Below are 13278 nucleotides of genomic sequence, written 5' to 3' on the forward strand. Positions count from 1 at the left end.
GGGCAGATTCCGATCCTCGTCTGCAGATAGTAAAGACATCTCTTTTCTGGTCGATTTTTTTGCGTGTGCCATAGCGGACAGTCAAGCATCCCAGGGACGCATGCCGCGCTTGGCAAGCCTGTCAAGACCCGCTTGGTTATACACGCGCTTAACGAATAATTCGGGCTTCTTTGTTTGCCAGTCCTTGAGTGATTGAATCGGTGTTATGTGGTTTAGCGCGCGCTGCGGGATGCTGTTGTTGTAGATCTTCAGATAGCCGCGCAGGGTCGATTCGAGCTCTGCAGCGGACGTGAACCTGGTTTGCCCATCTGTAAAATGCACTAATTCTCACATCAGTTTAATTGCAAAATTACAATTATTGAAATGCCCTCCACCCCTTCTACGGTGTCACGAGCTGCGCAGAAGCGCTGCCTTCGGGGATAATCAGGGCAAAGTCGTAGCCGTTGATCAGGTTGAACATTTCAATGTCGCCCCCCGCCAGTTTGCGCGAGCCTGGCCGCAGTGACCGCAGATCAAATAGAGACCAACTGCCGTCGGTGGCGCCTGCACTGGCCAACAGTTTGAAGGCCGAGCTGTCAAGTTCGATTTGTGCCGGCTGATATGGCTTGCCCGCTCCCGCGAATCTCAGTTGCGTACCCTTCGCCGCCAGCACGATCAGGTGCAGCGAGGTTTGGCCCTGGCCTTCGGCGCGTTCAGCCAGAAAGTTGCCAATATCACGATTGTTGAGTGGATTAATACCCTTGTATGCGTGATTTGCGCCGACCTTGACCACCAGCTTTTGCTCTTGCATGCCGAGCCGGGTTTCCAGGGTCCGCTTTAACAGCGTCAAACGTAAGCGGTTGGATAGGTCGCGATCGCCGGGCACTTGCGAGGCGCTTTTCTGATAAATGGTGCGGGTGGCCAGCAATGCATCGAGCAGGCCTAGCGCGGTTTGCTCTTTGGGGCCGGCAAGTAGCGGGCGCAACGAGGTCAGTTCCTCGGTTGAGGCCGACAGCATAAAGTACTCGAAGGGATTGCCGGTGGCTGCCGCCTTTTGAGACGCGACAGCTTCCATTTGACGCAAGGCTTCCAGCTTCGCGCGGGCGGCCGGATTAACCGCCTGGGCCAGCATCAGGGTGATCAGGTACTTGGCCGCACCCACGAATTCCTGATCGATGCCCCAGTGCTCGAAGCGCGGTCCTGCGGCCAGGGCAAAGCCGGCGAGCATCTCTGCTTCCTGGCGCATGGTGTAGAAAGCAACGGAGTCCGGATAGGTGGCGTCGAATCTGGCGATAGCAGCAACCGCGTCGGCGCCCTTGAGTATCCCTTCGAGCGCGCTCGTCACGGCTGGACCATTTTCAGTTACCAAGGTCGTGAAGCCGGCAGGGGGCAAGGCATTGAAGTAGGCGGATGAGAACTGGGCGATCTCGGCGACACCGTGATCCTCGCCGAGGAGGACGTACTGCGCCTGACGCGAAGCCTGCAGCAGCAGTGCTGCACCGGGTCCCGATAACGTGCCTTTGTCAAGGGTGATAGCGAGTCGGCTAGCTGTGAGTTTTTCAAGGACGGCGGTATCGGCGACGGCCGAATCGGCGAAGCCGAGCGTCAGGGTGGCGGCAAGGAAGGCGAGACGGAAGAACATAGTAGTGTGGGCCGATCAGGGCGGTCAGTGAATGAGTCAACAGTTTAAACTGTCGCTAGCAACGTCGGCTTGTGGCCGCTTGCCGCCATTGGCAGTCTCAGCCTTCAAGGCTGAATGGGTGCCATTGCCTGTGCGGCGCGCACGAAATCCATAGTCCAGTTCGTTTCCCATGCTCTTCCTTGGTCCTTGGAAAAAGCCTGCTCCCAACGAGGATTTTCCCCAGATGTTGCAGTCCAGGTAAAACGCACTTTTATTGCTTGACCATCGAGTAGGTCATCTGCAAAAAATACACCGATGTGATTGGAGAATTTTCCAACAACAGGGACATCGAGCGTCGTCGGGTTGCGTGCATCGAGCCACCAGATCGACCAGGTGTCGGATTTTATACAAAACGAGCGGAGTGCAAGGGCGCGAAAGCTACCTTCCGGGAAGTAGAGAACGTTGTCCTCCAGGTTTCCAAAGCCACCCAGTGTCTTGACGGTCGAAGAGAGCCCGTCAAACTCCGTCCATTCCTTGCAATTGGTGAATCTGGAATTGAGCCGGCGATGTTTCACTAGCCAATCGCCGATGATGAAATCAAAATCTCGGGGGGCGTTTTTCTCGGCAGACAAGTGCATTGATGGTTTCCTGGAATCAATATAAGGCGATGCTCGGCCTGACTTTTCATTGCCGGCATTGGTCGAGAGCAGCCAAAGAGAATAGCAAATTGCCGGTAAGAAAAATACAGACATTGTCACATCCGTCAATATGTCCATCACTTGCCGCCTGCTGCCAGCATCTGCGCCGGCATAAACCAGGCGCTAATTGAGAAATATTCATTCGCCTCGTCAAATACAGGAAGTATGGCCACGCTGCCCGGACAAGCGGGGAACAACCCGCTACGGCAGCCTGTGCAAGAACGTCGGCTCGATATTGCGCGCATGCAGCCAGCGCACGATGTCTTCCAGCGTGGCGTCCTGCAGCAGCAAGCCCGGCGCAGTGGCGGACGTTGCCACTGGCAATGCGGCAACGACGGGAGCGGGCACGGCGACAGCCAGCCCTGCATGTCCCTGCAACTTCGCCAGCGCCTGCGCGAACTGGGCCGGGTTGATGCTGCGCAAGCTTTCCAGGAAACCCAGCTGGGCCGCTGGCGGCGGCGGCATGTCCAGGCCCGGTTCATCGACGAAGGCGGCGCCCATGCTGGGGTGGATGAAGGCGGCCCACTTGCCCGATGGCTGCAAGCATGGCGGCAGCGCCACCTGCTCCACGTCAGCGGGGGGTGCTGCGGCAAGGATGTCGGTCGAGGCAGGTAAAAAGGTCGAACGCAGCAGTTGCACGAACTGGCGCGCCTGGGCGACGGGCACGGGCGTGGCCAGCGACAGCCATAACTGGAATGCCGTGCCCGAGATGCTGACGGCGGGCGCCGGCAAGTCCAGCTCGTGCTGCACGGCATTGGCAATCGTGCATAGCGCGCTCCAGTGCGCTTCGCCGCCTCCCTTGCCGCCAAACTCCAGCACCAGCGCACGCGTCAGGCCGCCCTCGGTCACGAGTTGCACCGCCACCGTCTGCTCGCCCGACAGATGGCGCGCCAGCACGGCCGGCGTCAGCGGCTGCGCGCCGCCATCCGCCTCCAGATAGTGCTGCTGTTCATCGAACAGATACAAGCGGGTGAGTTCAGAAATCAGTTTATGCATGGGCGGCCTCGTAATGACGTTAGGCAACACTTGCCAACGTGCCCAGATTATAGCCTCCCCTGCTCCCGGATTTCAGCGCACCGGCAGCCCGGCAGGCGGCCACGCCGCCATACAGCATCACGGCGCCAAAACCTTGTACCAGCGCAAGCTTTGCCACGCCAGCCGGCAGGGTTTGCGCGCCGCCGTACTGGCCGGGCTGGCGATCACGGCCCTGCCGCAAGGCGACCTGGAGGCGGGCATGGTGGTCATCGATGGCCAGCATGGCTTGCCCGTCCTGCCCGCAGCCCAGTTCCAGCTGCTCTGGCGCACCGCCAGCACGACGGCGGAGGCCGATGCGTTCGGACAATTGCTGCGCGAGTGGTCAGCTGCTGCGGCGGCATGACAGCACCAGCAGCAAGGCCAGCGCCAGCATGACGGCCGCGCTGCCCACGGCCACCAGTGCCGCCAGCGCCGAAGTTGACCAGGGTCATGGGCAGGAAAGCCAGACCCGTCCGCCTCCAGGGTTCCTTGCGTCAGGGCATCGCCCCAGCCGGCGCCAGCCGAGCGGATCAAGCCGTACACGAGGGCCGTCATGCCAAGAGTGGAACTGACGGCGCAGGCCACGTCGAAGCGGCCACGGGCGGTTTTATTCTCGGCGATGTAGCGGCGCGCCGCCACCAGCATGGCGGCGCCGATGGGCAGGTTGATGAAGAAACCCACGCCCCACGACAGCCATTCAGCCAGCACGCCGCCCAGCACCAGGCCCACGCTGGCGGCAATGCCGGCCACGGCGCTGTACAGGGCGATGGCCCGCGTGCGCTCGCGCCCCTCCGCAAACGTGGTTTGCAGCAAAGCCAGGGTGGATGGTGCCAGGATGGCCGCGCCCACGCCCTGGATGGCGCGCGCGGCGATCAGCATGGCCGGCACGCGCGGCCAGCAACAGCAAGCCGCCAAACGTCAAGGTGTAGGCGCTTTGCACCCAGGCCAGGCCCGTATCTGTAAAGCCCAGGCCACGGTGTACTTTTGACAAGCCCGTCAGCACGATCGACGTGTCGAGCACGATCATCACGTAACTGACAAGGATGATGGCGAGGATGGCCGCCTTGTGCGGCGCGGCGGATTTAGCGGGAAGATTTTTCATACCGCCACTGTAAGGCTAACGCATTACCATGAACAGATGCTAAAGCCTGCGTGAACTTAGTAGCTAGGCTAATGAATTGCACGGAGCACGGATCAACGGACCAGCCGAGCCGCCAGCATTGCCGCCACGACGGCAAGGCATAGCCAGCAAGCCAGGAAAATGTCGGCCGCGTACGGAGTGCGGTCCCAATAACTGTCGCCAGGCGGCAGTTGCAAGACCAGGCCGCCCCACAGCAACAGGGCGCCCCATGCGATGACGCTGGCAAGGACAAAACCCAGTAGTGAGCAAAGAAAAGTTTTCATCAGGCGATAGTCCGGCCACATGGCAGGGAGATGCTTGCAGAATAACAGCATAACGCAGCGTGATGAATGACTGAAAGGTGACAACATGGCACAAACCAACTTCAACGACATTCTCGCCTTCGTAGCCGTGGCCCGCGAAGGCAGTTTTACCAGGGCGGCAGCCAAGCTGGGCGTGTCGCAATCGGCGCTGAGCCAGACGGTGCGCACCACGCGCAGCGCCCGGCGCGACAAGCCGGCCGGCAACATCCGCATCAGCGCGGGAGAACACTCGGCGCTGATGGTATTGCAGCCGGCCATCGCCCGCTTGCTGCCGAACTTTCCGGATATTAACATCGAAGTCGTCGACAACGGCATGACCGATATCGTGGCCGCGCGCTGCGACGCGGGCGTGCGCCTGGGCGAGCAAGTGGCCAAGGACATGATCGCCATGCCCATCGGCCCCGATTTCCGCATGGCCGTCGTCGTTGCGCCCGCGTTTACCTTGCTGCTCGACACCTTGCGCTATCCCGTGGTTTGAGCCAGCGCAATCCTTCACCGGGCAGAAAGTGTGACCACACGAACACACGTTTACCGTGCGGCGGCGCAGGACTATAGTGGCTTCTTTCCCACCTGTTCAAGGATCGCCATGAAACTCTTTTACTCGCCGGGCGCCTGCTCGCAGGCACCGCACATCATCCTGCGCGAAACGGGCACGCCGTTCACCCTGGTCAAGGTCGACCTGGGCCGGCACCGGACGCAGGAAGACGGCAATTACTACGAGCTCAACCCGAAAGGCCAGGTGCCGCTGCTGGCGCTCGACGATGGAACTACCTTGAGCGAAGGCCCCGTCATCGCCCAGTACCTCGCCGAACAGGCGGGCAGGCAGGATCTGCTGCCGCCCGTGGGCAACTTTGCCCGCTACAGGGTGCTGGAATGGCAGAACTACATCACGTCCGAGCTGCACAAATCGTTCAGTCCCCTGTTCGATCCCCGCTACGACGCCGCCACCAAGGCCTTGTTCAATGAGCAACTGGGCAAGAAATACAAGTGGGTGGACAGCCGCCTGGAAGGCCAGCCCTACCTGACCGGCGACACCTTTACCGTGGCCGACGCCTATCTGTTCGTCATCACGGGCTGGGCGCCAGGCCTGGGCGTGGATTTGTCCGCGCTGGCCAATGTACAGGCATTCCTGGGCAGAATGGCCCAGCGCGACAGCGTCAAAGCTGCTTGGGAAGCGGAAGGCCTGGCAAAAGCCGGCTGAATCGCGTGCCGTGGTGCACGGATCAAGTCTTTTCCGACTTGCCGTGCATCACTATGATGGTTTGCTGCATCAGCGCGCACAAGGCTTCCCGGCCATCCTTGACGGCGAACACTTCGGCCTGCGTGACGATCAAGGTGCGGCCCGGACGCACCACCTTGCCGCGCGCAATCAGTTTCTCGCCATCGGCGGGCGCCAGCAAATTCATCTTGTATTCCACCGTCAGCACGGAAGCGCCGTCCGGCACCATGGTCATGGCCGCGTAGCCGGCGGCCGAGTCCGCGATCATGCCGACCACGCCGCCATGCACGAAGCCATGCTGCTGCTCGATGCCGCTCCAGTGCGGCACGTGGATTTCCGTGCTGCCATGTGCCACCACGGGCAGGCTGGCCTGGATCAAGGTCATGGCGTTTTGCAAATCAAAACTGGCACGGACTTTCTCGGCGAATTGCGGGTCAGGAAGACGGGACATGGTTTTGTGCTTTCAGGATAAGTTCTGCATGGAAGAGATCATGCGACTGTACCCGCTTATGGCCCGCCCCGGCCATCCGCTGTCGTCATTTTCACCGATTGCGACGTACAGGCCGCGAACTGCCCGGTACACCCCGCGCTGTGCGAAAATGCCCGCTTTTGCCATTGTCGAACTCTGCCATGAAACCAGCCGCCATCGATACCCTGAGCGAGTGCGACGCGCGCCGCATCGCGCGCCATGCGCAGGCGGCCGACGCCGCCCGCTTTTTGCATCCGGTCCAGCAGGCCCTGCTGCACCGGCGCGGCTGGCTGACGATGCTGGCACCGCGCAGCGCCGGCGGCGCCGAACTGCCCTTACCGCAAGCAGTGCGCCTGGAGGAAGCGGTGGCCGCCATCGACGGCAGCATGGGCTGGGTGCTCACCTTGTGCGCCGGCGCCGGCTGGTTTGCCGGCTTCCTGGCACCGGAACTGGCGCGCGCCATCATCGGCACTCCCCGCGTCTGCCTGGGCGGCAGCGGCGCGCCAACCGGCTACGCCGAGCAGGAAGGCGCCGGCTACCGCATCAGCGGCTGCTGGGACTACGCCAGCGGCGCGCCGATGGCGACTCATTTCACCTTGAACGCCCAGCTGCGCGCCAACGGCCAACCGCTGCTTGACGAAGCGGGCGCGCCGCGCATACGCGCCTTCCTGGTACCTGCCGCGCTGGTGGACATCGTACCGACGTGGAACTGCATCGGCATGCGCGCCAGCGCCTCGCACAGCTACCGCATCGACGGGCAATGGGTGGCCAGGGAACACGGCTTCGCCATCGACGCCGCCTTTGCCACGGCCGCTGGTCCCTTGTACCGCTACCCGTTTTACGCGCTGGCGTATGTGACCCTGGCGGCCAACATGGCCGGCATGGCCAGCCATTTTCTGCAATTGGCGCGGCAGTGCATACGCCATCGCCGGCATGCCGGGCTAGGCTTGCCGCTGCTGGAGGTGCCGGAAGTGGCTGCCTTGCTGCGCGACAAGCAACACGCTTTCGCCGCCGCCCGCACGCATTTCTATGCCGTGCTCGACGCTAGCTGGGCACAGGTGGCCGCCGCTTCGCCGCTGGACGCGAACGCCATGCGCTCGGTGCAAGCGAGCTCGCTGGCACTGGTGGCCATCGCGCGCGCCGCGGTCGATGAGCTCTACCCCTACTGCGGCCTGTACGCGGCCCGCGAAGACAGCCCCATCAACCGCGTCTGGCGCGATTTCCATACGGCCAGCCAGCACGCTTTGCTGCTGCCGTAAAGCTGCCGCGCCTGTTCGACGCAAGCACTGACATGCTGGACGGCACAGCCAAGTCATGCCGTCTTGCGCCACGGTGCGCCATCGAACGGCACAGGCGGCGAATTTGACAGATAATGTTAGGCTATTCCATACAGCAAACTCTTTTCTATACACTACCCATGCACGTCAATACGCTCAACAGCTTGGCGCAACTCCTGGCCAGCGCCGAAACGGAAACCCTGGCCTTTCCCACCAGTATCAACACGGCCCTGCTCCTGCAAAAGGAACTGGCCAATCCGGATTGCCATTCGGCCGACATCAGCCGGCTGCTGCTGTGCGAACCCACCTTGTCGGCGCGCGCCGTGGCGCTGGCCAACTCGGCCCTGTTCGCGCCGGGACTGGCCCCTGCCATCACCAGCGTGCGCGCCGCCGTCGAACGGCTGGGCCACCGCAACCTGTATGCGCTGGCGACGGCGGCCGTCATCCGCCAGCTGAACGCGGGCATCCGCGACGAAGCCTTGCGCGACCGCGCCACCCAGCTGTGGGCGCACACCGTGCATGTGGCGGCGCTGGCGCATGCGCTGGCCGGCGCCGTCACGCATACGGATGCCGATACGGCGCTGTTCGCCGGCATCGTGCATGAAGTGGCCGGCTTTTACATGCTGGCCCAGGCCGACAAGACCCCGGGCCTGTACGCCCAGCTGGAAACGCAGATGGCGTCCACCCTGGAAGTGATCGGCCGCGCGCTGATGCGCCAGCTGGGCGTGCCGCTGCCGGTGGCCGATGCCGTCAATGCCTTGCCCGGCTCGACCATCATGCTGCCGCCCGAAGGCTTGCGCGACACCCTGTTGCTGGCCAAGGCGCTCTCGCCCGTTGCCTCGCCGCTGCCGCAGGCCAGCGTCACCGTCAGCGCGCCGCTGCAAGCCTATCTGGAGCACGATCCCGTGCTGCAGGTGCTGCGCACGCAGCCATCGGCCGAAGCAAAAGCCCTGATCGAGGTACTGCTCAGCTGATGGCCGATCTGCTATGATGGCGCTGGCCGGGATGGACCCGGCCCGCTTTCATTGATGTAATGGCTACGGCTACTCAGTCCACTGGAAAACTGCCTTGACTACCTCCTTACGCATGCTCGGCCTGGCCGCAGCTCTGACCGTGGCCTGCAACGCCAACGCCGACAGCTTCGTTTCATCGGCCTCCAGTGCCGGCTCCCAATCGAGCGGCAGTATTTCCGATTCGCTCAACGGTTCGAGCAACAGCTCCTCGCGCGACAACAAGGTGGCTAATGGTCCCTACCGCATCATCGACGTGGCTGCCGTGCCGGGCCGCAACGGCATGACGCGCCTGACGATGCAGGCGGACGCCACGGCAACGCCGCTGGTGCTGGACTTGCCGCAAGCGGCGCTCGACAAGCAACAATTGGCGCAAGGCGACGTGGTGCATGCGCAAAACCGCAGCTACGGCATCGAATTTTCGCGCAACGACACGCGTGCCGCCTTCTTCCTGGTGCTGGCCGACGACTGGTACGGCGAAATGGCCACGCGTCCCGTCAGCCTTTGATCCAAAGTGTGACCCTGCACAAGCTGGCGCGGCTGCTGGCTGGCTGCGCCGCACTCGCCCTGGCTGGCGCGGCCCATGCGGGCACTTCACTGGCCTCGGCGCGCTTTTGCGACCGCGCGCAGGAACTCACGGCCACGGAACAGGATCGCCTGTTGCGCTTTGCCGCCGTGGTGCGCGAAGAACTGGCCGCCAGCGAGGGCAGCGTGGCCCTGATCAGCCGTTCCGGCCTGGACCTGGCACGCTTCGGCATCCGCTATTCGCATGCTGCCCTGGCCTGGCGCCACGACAATGACAATGGCTGGTCCGCGCGCCAGCTGTACTACGCCTGCGATGAAGGCCGTCCGCGCATCTTCGACCAGGGCACGGCCGGTTTCGTCATGGGCACGGACAATCCGGCTCTTGGGTACATCTCGCTGGTCAAACTGCCGGCCGAAACCGTGCCGCCCCTGCGCCGCGCCCTGCTCGACCCCGTGCGCGTGCAGCAGTTGCTGGCGGGCCGCTACAGCGCCAACGCGTATGCCTTCAATCTGACATACCAGAATTGCAATCAGTGGGTGGTGGAATTGCTGGCCACGGCCTGGGGCGAGCTGGCCGCGGGCAGCGACTTGCGCGCCCGCGCCCAGGACTGGCTGCGCGCCGTGCCCTATGCGCCCGCCCCCGTCGACGTGGGTGCGCGCTGGCTGATGCTCGGTTCGATCTTCGTGCCCCTCGTGCACATGGACGACCACCCGCAGGAAGCCATCGGCACGATGCGGCTGGAAGTGAGCCTGCCGGCCAGCCTGGAAGCGTTCGCGCGCCAGCGCCTGCCCGCCAGCGAGCGCGTGGAAATCTGCCACGACGGCAAGCAGGTGGTGGTGCACCGGGGCTGGGAACCAATCGCCGACGGCTGCGTGCCCGGCGCAAACGACCGGGTTATCGCCCTCGATTGATCAAGCCTGCGCATCAAGCGCCTCGCCGATCGCATAAAAGCGCCCGCCCGCAATGTAGTGCAGGCTGCGCCAGGATGGATCGGCCTCCTCGAAATGCCAGTGCCCGTCGCGGAACACGCGCGTGTCGGCCCAGGCGCCCACCACTTCACCGATGAACAGGTCGTAGGCCGCCTGATTGTGCGGCTCGGGGATCAGACGGCAGGCCAGCCAGGCGGAGCATCCCGCCACGAATGGCACATCAAAGCCTTCCATGTGAAACAGCTGCACGCCGGCGCGCGCCAGTTTATCGGGCTGCGCGTCGAGGCTGTGCGTGCCTACGGCGTGCGTCAGCTGCAGCTGCGCCGCCGTCGGCACCTGGATGACAAACGTGCCGCTGCCTTCGACCAGCGCGCGCGTGCGCGTGGCTTTGTCCAGCACCACGGTCAGTTTCGGTGGCGCGAAGTCGAGCGCGCAGGCCCAGGCGGCGGCCATGACGTTGTCAACGCCCGCATGGCGCGCCGAGACGAGGATGGAAGGGCCGTGATTGAGCAGGCGATACGCTTTTTCCAGCGGCACGGCGGCGATATGGCTACGATCAGCTTCCTTGTTTTTCAGGGACAGGACCATATCCCACTGGTCGATGCCTGGCCCGAAGCCATCCGGCGTCACGTTAACTGGTTGAAAGCCGAAGCGCGCATAAAAACGCTGCGTGTGCTGGCTGGTTTTCATGCTTACGCTGGCGACCCCAGGCATTGCACGGATGGCGTCCAGGCGCGCCTGCGTCAGCGCGCGGCCCAGTCCCTGTCCATGCAGATCCTGCGCCACCATGCCCCAGCACAGGCTGGCGACGGTGCCGCCCGCCTCGAGCGCATGGCCGCCGCAGGCGACGATGTCCCCGTCACGTTCGATGACCAGATACGGGTGCGTCGATGTGTCGAGCCAGGCGGCAAAGCCGGCGCGCTCCGACGGGTCGAAAAAGCGCGGCGTGTTGCCGTCGAAGAGGGCCAGGCAGCTATCGCGGTCGCTGGCACGGTAAGGACGTACTGTCTGCATTGTTATCCTTTCAAAAACAGGAAGAGAAATTATACGGCGCCGCCCTTCACAGCAAGTGTTCCGACGTCACCACATGCAGGCCTGGCGCAGCGGCGATGGCCGCCTCCAGCAAGGCTTGGGCGATGCGCGGCGCCGGATTGATGCGCCAGCGCGCCGGCAGCACGGGACCCAGCACGCGCAGGAGGCGCAAGGCGGCGCCCTCGCCTGCCCGGGCCACGTCGCGCTCGCCGCCGATCAGGCCCGGGCGCACGTGCGTGAGAGAGTCAAAACCCAGCGCTTCCAGGTCGCGTTCCAACTCGCCCTTGACGCGGTTGTAGAAGAAGCGCGAGGCGGCGTTGGCGCCGGCTGCGGAATTGAGCGCATACGTGCGCGTGCCGGCCGCCAGCGCCAGGCGCGCTGCGGCCAGCGGATAGTCGTGGTCGACTTTCCGGAACGCCTGCCGCGTGCCGGCCACCTTCATGGTCGTGCCCAAGGTGCAGATGAGGGCATCTGCCTGCCACCAGGGCGCGTCGGGCGGCAAGTGATCGAAATCAACGAGAGGCGCTTGCAGTTTCGGATGGGGCGGCAAGGCCTTGCGCACGGGCGCGACGACCAGGCTGACGCGCGCGTCGGCGAGCGCCAGGCGCAGCACTTCGCGGCCCACCAGACCCGTGGCGCCCACAAGCAGTAATTTCATCGTTTCCCAGTAAAAAGTTGCTGTCAGCCACCACCATACAGGGAATTCAGGACAGGCGCAGCGCCAGCGCGGCCAGGGTCAGCAGCAGCACGGGCACGGTCAGCACGATGCCGACGCGGAAATAGTAGCCCCAGGAAATGTGAATATTCTTGCTGTCGAGCACATGCAGCCAAAGCAAGGTGGCCAGGCTGCCGATGGGCGTGATCTTCGGCCCCAGGTCGCTGCCGATGACGTTTGCGTAGATCATCGCTTCGCGCACGGCCCCTTGCGCCGTCGTGGGATCGATGGCCAGCGCGCCCACCAGCACCGTCGGCAGATTGTTCATCACGGACGACAGCAAGGCCGTCAGCACGCCCGTGCCCATGGCCGCGCCCCATACGCCATATTGCGCAAAGTAATTCAGCATGCCCGTCAGGTAAGCCGTCAAACCCGCATTGCGCAAGCCATATACGACCAGGTACATGCCCAGCGAAAAGACGACGATATGCCACGGCGCATGGCGCAGCACGTGGCGCGTGGAAATCACATGCCCTTTGCCTGCCACGCCCAGCAACAGCGCGGCGCCAACGGCGGCGATCAGGCTGATGGGAACACCGAGGGCTTCTTGCGAGAAAAATCCCACCAGCAGCAGCGCCAGCACCAGCCAGCCGGCGCGGAAGGTGGGCAAGTCGCGGATGGCGGCGTCCGGGCGCTTCAGTTGCGACGCATCGTAGTCGCGCGGGATATCTTGGCGGAAAAAGAGCAGCAAGACGCCCAGGGTGGCGGCCACGGCGACGACGTTGACGGGCACCATCACGGCAGCGTACTCGGCAAAGCCGATCTTGAAGAAATCGGCGGAAACGATGTTCACCAGGTTCGACACCACCAGCGGCAGGCTGGCCGTGTCGGCGATAAAGCCGGCCGCCATCACGTAGGCCAGCGTGGCTTTGGTGGAAAACTTCAGCGCCCGCAACATAGCGATGACGATGGGCGTCAGGATCAGCGCGGCGCCGTCGTTGGCGAACACGGCGGATACCGCCGCGCCCAGCAAGACCAGCAGCACGAACAGCTTGCGTCCGCTGCCGCCGCCCCAGCGCGCCACGTGCAGCGCGGCCCACTCGAAGAAGCCGGCCGCGTCCAGCAACAGGCTGATGATGATCACGGCGACGAAGGTGCCGGTGGCATTCCACACGATATGCCAGACGACGGGGATGTCGCCCCAGTGGATCACGCCTGCCAGCAAGGCGACACAAGCGCCGATGACGGCGCTCCAGCCGATGCCCAGGCCACGCGGCTGCCAAATGACCAGGGTCAGGGTGGCGAGGAAAATGAGGAAAGCGGTCAGCATGCGGTGATGGTCCCGTGCAAATGCGGCGTCGCGGGCACCATGCGCCGCAGCCTGTGAATGTCAACAATAATTCCAT

Annotated in this window: 14 protein-coding genes and 3 pseudogenes; 6 read left to right on the forward strand and 11 right to left on the reverse strand. The window is 63.6% G+C overall.

Translation table 11 applies throughout. From position 1 onward, the window contains the following. Positions 1 to 81: 81 nt before the first annotated feature. From ACQ4W7_RS07160 to ACQ4W7_RS07185, 6 genes and pseudogenes are all read right to left on the reverse strand, one after another. A pseudogene (locus tag ACQ4W7_RS07160) lies at positions 82 to 303 on the reverse strand (hypothetical protein); the annotation flags it as partial. 76 nt (positions 304 to 379) lie between these two features. After that, entirely contained in the window at positions 380 to 1621 is a 1242-nt protein-coding gene (locus tag ACQ4W7_RS07165) for a hypothetical protein (RefSeq protein WP_436529451.1), read from the reverse strand. Positions 1622 to 1725: 104 nt separating this feature from the next. Beyond that, positions 1726 to 2376: a DUF1579 domain-containing protein gene (locus ACQ4W7_RS07170; RefSeq protein WP_436529453.1), complete on the reverse strand. Its 651-nt coding sequence runs from the start codon at positions 2374 to 2376 to the stop codon at positions 1726 to 1728. 123 nt (positions 2377 to 2499) lie between these two features. Further along, positions 2500 to 3294 (reverse strand): TOTE conflict system archaeo-eukaryotic primase domain-containing protein, encoded by a 795-nt coding sequence (locus tag ACQ4W7_RS07175; RefSeq protein WP_436529455.1) that lies wholly within the window; start codon positions 3292 to 3294, stop codon positions 2500 to 2502. 117 nt (positions 3295 to 3411) lie between these two features. After that, on the reverse strand, positions 3412 to 4191 hold the full coding sequence (locus ACQ4W7_RS07180; RefSeq protein ID WP_436529830.1) for an MFS transporter: 780 nt from the start codon (positions 4189 to 4191) through the stop codon (positions 3412 to 3414). 315 nt (positions 4192 to 4506) lie between these two features. Next, positions 4507 to 4716: a hypothetical protein gene (locus tag ACQ4W7_RS07185; RefSeq protein ID WP_436529457.1), complete on the reverse strand. Its 210-nt coding sequence runs from the start codon at positions 4714 to 4716 to the stop codon at positions 4507 to 4509. A gap of 85 nt (positions 4717 to 4801) precedes the next feature. Here ACQ4W7_RS07185 and ACQ4W7_RS07190 point away from each other — a divergent pair. Both ACQ4W7_RS07190 and gstA read left to right on the forward strand, forming a co-directional pair. Next, a pseudogene (locus tag ACQ4W7_RS07190) lies at positions 4802 to 5194 on the forward strand (LysR family transcriptional regulator); the annotation flags it as partial. 147 nt (positions 5195 to 5341) lie between these two features. Then, complete coding sequence (gstA, locus tag ACQ4W7_RS07195; RefSeq protein ID WP_426074362.1) at positions 5342 to 5956, forward strand: glutathione transferase GstA; 615 nt, start codon at positions 5342 to 5344, stop codon at positions 5954 to 5956. Between the two features lie 22 nt (positions 5957 to 5978). Here gstA and ACQ4W7_RS07200 read toward each other — a convergent pair whose 3' ends face one another. Beyond that, entirely contained in the window at positions 5979 to 6425 is a 447-nt protein-coding gene (locus ACQ4W7_RS07200) for a PaaI family thioesterase (protein ID WP_426074361.1), read from the reverse strand. A 179-nt stretch (positions 6426 to 6604) separates the two neighbouring features. On the opposite strand from ACQ4W7_RS07200, the gene ACQ4W7_RS07205 reads away from it, so the two are divergent. The 4 genes from ACQ4W7_RS07205 to ACQ4W7_RS07220 all read left to right on the forward strand — a co-directional run bounded on the left by ACQ4W7_RS07205 (position 6605) and on the right by ACQ4W7_RS07220 (position 10167). Next, complete coding sequence (locus tag ACQ4W7_RS07205; protein ID WP_436529459.1) at positions 6605 to 7702, forward strand: acyl-CoA dehydrogenase family protein; 1098 nt, start codon at positions 6605 to 6607, stop codon at positions 7700 to 7702. 158 nt (positions 7703 to 7860) lie between these two features. Continuing rightward, positions 7861 to 8694, forward strand: coding sequence for an HDOD domain-containing protein (locus tag ACQ4W7_RS07210; protein WP_436529461.1), 834 nt, complete (start codon positions 7861 to 7863; stop codon positions 8692 to 8694). 112 nt (positions 8695 to 8806) lie between these two features. Then, entirely contained in the window at positions 8807 to 9238 is a 432-nt protein-coding gene (locus ACQ4W7_RS07215; RefSeq protein WP_426074433.1) for a hypothetical protein, read from the forward strand. 8 nt (positions 9239 to 9246) lie between these two features. Continuing rightward, entirely contained in the window at positions 9247 to 10167 is a 921-nt protein-coding gene (locus ACQ4W7_RS07220; RefSeq protein WP_436529463.1) for a DUF2145 domain-containing protein, read from the forward strand. Here ACQ4W7_RS07220 and ACQ4W7_RS07225 read toward each other — a convergent pair whose 3' ends face one another. The 4 genes and pseudogenes from ACQ4W7_RS07225 to ACQ4W7_RS07240 form a co-directional block, all read right to left on the reverse strand. Beyond that, a complete protein-coding gene (locus tag ACQ4W7_RS07225; protein ID WP_426074432.1) occupies positions 10168 to 10773 on the reverse strand; it encodes a flavin reductase family protein in 606 nt (201 codons plus the stop codon). Beyond that, positions 10774 to 11199, reverse strand: a pseudogene (locus ACQ4W7_RS07230) (GNAT family N-acetyltransferase); the annotation flags it as partial. It abuts the gene before it with no gap. A 46-nt stretch (positions 11200 to 11245) separates the two neighbouring features. Next, positions 11246 to 11875: a Rossmann-fold NAD(P)-binding domain-containing protein gene (locus tag ACQ4W7_RS07235; RefSeq protein WP_436529465.1), complete on the reverse strand. Its 630-nt coding sequence runs from the start codon at positions 11873 to 11875 to the stop codon at positions 11246 to 11248. Positions 11876 to 11921: 46 nt separating this feature from the next. Further along, complete coding sequence (locus ACQ4W7_RS07240; protein WP_436529467.1) at positions 11922 to 13202, reverse strand: arsenic transporter; 1281 nt, start codon at positions 13200 to 13202, stop codon at positions 11922 to 11924. Between the last annotated feature and the right edge of the window lie 76 nt (positions 13203 to 13278).

The sequence above is a fragment of the Janthinobacterium algoris genome (assembly GCF_051380935.1).
Taxonomy (GTDB): Bacteria; Pseudomonadota; Gammaproteobacteria; order Burkholderiales; family Burkholderiaceae_D; genus Janthinobacterium.

What these genes read in the sequence shown, in the direction of transcription:
- ACQ4W7_RS07180 (WP_436529830.1), bottom strand. Translation starts at nt 4,191, where the DNA reads ATGCTGATCGCCGCGCGCGCCATCCAGGGCGTGGGCGCGGCCATCCTG.
- ACQ4W7_RS07205 (WP_436529459.1), top strand. Translation starts at nt 6,605, where the DNA reads ATGAAACCAGCCGCCATCGATACCCTGAGCGAGTGCGACGCGCGCCGC.
- ACQ4W7_RS07215 (WP_426074433.1), top strand. Translation starts at nt 8,807, where the DNA reads ATGCTCGGCCTGGCCGCAGCTCTGACCGTGGCCTGCAACGCCAACGCC.
- ACQ4W7_RS07200 (WP_426074361.1), bottom strand. Translation starts at nt 6,425, where the DNA reads ATGTCCCGTCTTCCTGACCCGCAATTCGCCGAGAAAGTCCGTGCCAGT.
- ACQ4W7_RS07175 (WP_436529455.1), bottom strand. Translation starts at nt 3,294, where the DNA reads ATGCATAAACTGATTTCTGAACTCACCCGCTTGTATCTGTTCGATGAA.
- ACQ4W7_RS07165 (WP_436529451.1), bottom strand. Translation starts at nt 1,621, where the DNA reads ATGTTCTTCCGTCTCGCCTTCCTTGCCGCCACCCTGACGCTCGGCTTC.
- ACQ4W7_RS07185 (WP_436529457.1), bottom strand. Translation starts at nt 4,716, where the DNA reads ATGAAAACTTTTCTTTGCTCACTACTGGGTTTTGTCCTTGCCAGCGTC.
- ACQ4W7_RS07210 (WP_436529461.1), top strand. Translation starts at nt 7,861, where the DNA reads ATGCACGTCAATACGCTCAACAGCTTGGCGCAACTCCTGGCCAGCGCC.
- ACQ4W7_RS07225 (WP_426074432.1), bottom strand. Translation starts at nt 10,773, where the DNA reads ATGGTCCTGTCCCTGAAAAACAAGGAAGCTGATCGTAGCCATATCGCC.
- gstA (WP_426074362.1), top strand. Translation starts at nt 5,342, where the DNA reads ATGAAACTCTTTTACTCGCCGGGCGCCTGCTCGCAGGCACCGCACATC.
- ACQ4W7_RS07240 (WP_436529467.1), bottom strand. Translation starts at nt 13,202, where the DNA reads ATGCTGACCGCTTTCCTCATTTTCCTCGCCACCCTGACCCTGGTCATT.
- ACQ4W7_RS07170 (WP_436529453.1), bottom strand. Translation starts at nt 2,376, where the DNA reads ATGGACATATTGACGGATGTGACAATGTCTGTATTTTTCTTACCGGCA.
- ACQ4W7_RS07235 (WP_436529465.1), bottom strand. Translation starts at nt 11,875, where the DNA reads ATGAAATTACTGCTTGTGGGCGCCACGGGTCTGGTGGGCCGCGAAGTG.